This window comes from Streptomyces xantholiticus (assembly GCF_014651015.1).
GTDB classification, from domain to species: Bacteria; Actinomycetota; Actinomycetes; order Streptomycetales; family Streptomycetaceae; genus Streptomyces; species Streptomyces xantholiticus.
The window spans coordinates 1-3,384 of the sequence record NZ_BMWB01000065.1 but is presented as its reverse complement, the minus strand read 5'-3'; the positions used below and the strand labels follow the sequence as shown (position 1 = coordinate 3,384).

Annotated in this window: 1 protein-coding gene; it reads right to left on the bottom strand. The window is 73.0% G+C overall.

The window, feature by feature from the left end:
• Nucleotides 1-3,384, bottom strand: a 3,384-nt coding sequence (locus IE198_RS34725; RefSeq protein ID WP_189894060.1) for a type I polyketide synthase, incomplete at both ends; no start/stop codon positions are given.

Here is a 3,384-nt window from a genome sequence, read left to right as displayed (position 1 = left end):
TCAACCCGTTGCTCGCACCGTCCTGATTCACCGCACTGCCACGCACCACCGCAAGCACCTGGTGACCATTGCGCCGCGCGTCCGACAGACGCTCCAGGACCAGCACACCCACACCCTCGGACCAGCCCGTACCGTCCGCCCCCGCACCGAACGCCTTGCACCGCCCATCCGCCGACAGACCACCCTGCCGACCGAACTCCACGAAGGCTCCGGGCGTCGCCATCACCGTCACGCCGCCGGCCAGGGCGAAGTCACTTTCGCCGCGCCTCAGCGAGTCCGCCGCCAGATGCATCGCCACCAGGGACGACGAACAGGCCGTGTCCAGCGTCACCGCGGGGCCCGACAGCCCGAGCGAGTACGACAGCCGGCCCGAGGCCACGCTGCCTGCGGAGCCGTATCCGAGGAAGCCCTCAAGGCCCTCCGGGATGTCCCGCAGCCGCGCTGCGTAGTCGTGGTACATCACGCCCGCGTAGACTCCCGTGCGGCTGCCCTTCAGAGACTTCGGGTCCATGCCCGACCGCTCGATCGCCTCCCAGGACACCTCCAGCAACAGCCGCTGCTGCGGGTCCATCGCCAGCGCCTCACGCGGCGAGATCCCGAAGAAACCCGCATCGAACTCCGCCGCGTCGTACAGGAACCCCCCCTCCGCGGCATACGGACCGTCGGTGGGACCGACGTTCCATCCGCGGTCGTCGGGAAACGGGCCGATGGCGTCCCGGCCGTCGAGAACCAACTGCCACAGATCGTCCGGGGTGCGTATCCCTCCGGGGTAGCGGCAGGCCATGCCCACGATCGCGATCGGGTCTTCCGGGGCGACCGTCGACGCCGCCGAGAGAACAGGCTGCTTCCGCGTCCGGCCCGCGAACTCGCGCGTCAGGTACTCGGCGATCCGCCTGGGCGTGGGGTGGTCGAAGACGAGGGCGGCCGACAGACGCAGACCGGTGGCACGGTTGAGGCGGTTACGCAGTTCGACCGCCATCAGCGAGTCGAAACCCAGATCCTTGAACGGCACGTCGACACCGACGAGTCGATCCGCACCGTAGCCCAGCACCTGGCTCGCGTAGCCGCGCACCCCGTCCAGGACGACCCGCAGCCGCTCGGCCCCGGCCAGCCCCTCGATCCGGTCGGCGAGGTCCGCGCCGCCGCTCCGCCCCGCCTGGGCCCGCGTGCGCCGCGTCCCGCTCGGCACCAGCGACCGCAGCACCGCCGGCACGTTCTCCGCGCCCCGGCGCCGCAGCCCGGAGACGTCGAACAGCGCCGGCACCACCAGTGCGGCCTCCGAAGCCACACCTGCTCCGAAGAGCTCGAGGCCCTCCTCGGTGGACATCGCGGTCAGCCCGAGGGCGGTGAGCCGACCCCGGTCCACGTCCGACAGTCCTCCGGTGAGACCTCCGTCGGAACCCCACCAGCCCCAGGCCAGCGAGACGGCAGGCAGCCCCTGTGCACTCCGCTCGTGCGCCAGGGCGTCCAGGAAGGTGTTCGCGGCGGCGTAGCTCGCCTGCCCGGCTCCTCCCACCACACCGGCGAAGGACGAGAACAGCACGAACGCGCCGAGGCCGAGGTCCGCCGTGAGCTCGTGCAGATGCAGCGCCGCATCGGCCTTGGGCCTCATGACAGCGGCCAGTTGGTCGGCCGTCACCGACTCGAGGATGCCGTCGTCGACGACACCCGCGCAGTGGACGACGCCGGTGAGGGGCCGGTCCTCGGGGAGGGCCGCGAGCAGCGCGGCGAGTGCGGCGCGATCGCTCACGTCGCACGCCTCGACGCGGACGCGGGCACCCGACTCTTCAAGACCGGCGATGAGTTCGTCCACACCCTCGGCGGCCGAGCCGCGCCGGGAGACCAGCAACAGCTCGCGTACGCCGTACGCCGATACCAGGTGCCGGGCCACCAGCGCGCCGAGACCACCCGTGCCGCCGGTCACAAGGACCGTTCCCTGCGGGCCGAAACCCGCCGTCGCGGCGCCGGTGTCCTGCGGTGCCGTGGTCCTGGCGAGGCACGGGGCCAGGGCCTTTCCGTCGCGGACCGCGACCTGCGGCTCTGCCGTGCCGAGCGCGATGCGCAGGGCGGCTGCCTCGGCGACCGCGTCCATGCCCGGCTCGACGTCCACCAGCACCAACCGGTCGGGGTGCTCCACCTGCGCGGAGCGCACCAGGCCCCAGACCGGGGCCGCCGCCAGATCCGCTATCCCCTCCTTGGGGCCCGTGCCCACAGCACCACGCGTCAGCACCACCAGACGCGTATCGACGAACCGCTCGTCCGACAGGAACTCGCGAACAACGTTCAGAGCTCGAGCAGTGGCCGCCGGTGCGCCCTCCCCGGCCTCACCGCCGTGGGCCCACACGACCTGAGGGGGCGTCCCGGCAATCCCTTCCGTCGCGTCCCCTTCCGCCGCGTCCCACTCACCCCAGTCCGAGGGAACCTCCGTCGACGCCGGGACCGGCCTCCACTCCACGGCGAACAGGGCGTCCCGCAGGGCCCGGCCCTCGGCCCGCAGGTGCTCCCGCGCCACCGGCCGGGCAACCAGTCGTTCGACCGCCAGGACCGGCGCGCCCGACTCGTCCACCGCACTCACGGACAGCTCACGGTCGGGCGACTGCGTCAGCGCTACTCGTACGACCGCCGCGCCCGCACCGGCGCGTTCCACGCCGGACCACACGAACGGCAGCCGCACCTCCTCGGCGTCCGCGCCGATCGCGGCGTGGAATACGGCGTCCAGCAGCGCCGGGTGCACTCCGTACGCGGCCCTGTCGGTCACCGTCTCCGGCAGCGCGACCTCGGCGAAGAGCTCCTCGCCTCGTCGCCAGGCGGCCCGCAGCCCCTGGAAGACCGGGCCGTACCCGTAGCCCTGGTCGTACAGGCGGTCGTACAGATCGCTCACGTCGGTCTTCTCGGCGCCGGGCGGCGGCCACACCGCCAGGTCGGGAGCGGGCAGGAGCCACCCGCCGGCGGCCAGTGTCCCGGTGGCGTGCAGCGTCCACTCCTCGCCGTCGAGCAGGCCCGCACCGGCGTCACCGCCGCCGACGGGGCACGAGTGCACGGTCACGGTCCACCGGCCGGCCTCGTCGGAACCGGTCACGGCCACCTGCAGCCGAACCCCGGTGGTACCGGCGAGCACCAGGGGCTGCTGAAGTGTCAGCTCCTCGATGCGGCCGCTTCCGACCTGTTCGCCGGCTTGGAGGGCGAGTTCGACCAGGACGGCTCCGGGTACCACCACGGAGCCGTGCAGCGTGTGGTCGGCGAGCCACGGCTGCTCCGCCAGGGACAACCGCCCGGTCCACAGGGTGCCGCGTCCGTCCGGCAGCGACACCACCGCCCCCAGCAGCGGATGCCCGGCGGCCGCCAGACCCAGGCCCGCCACGTCACCGCGCCCCGCCGGGACGT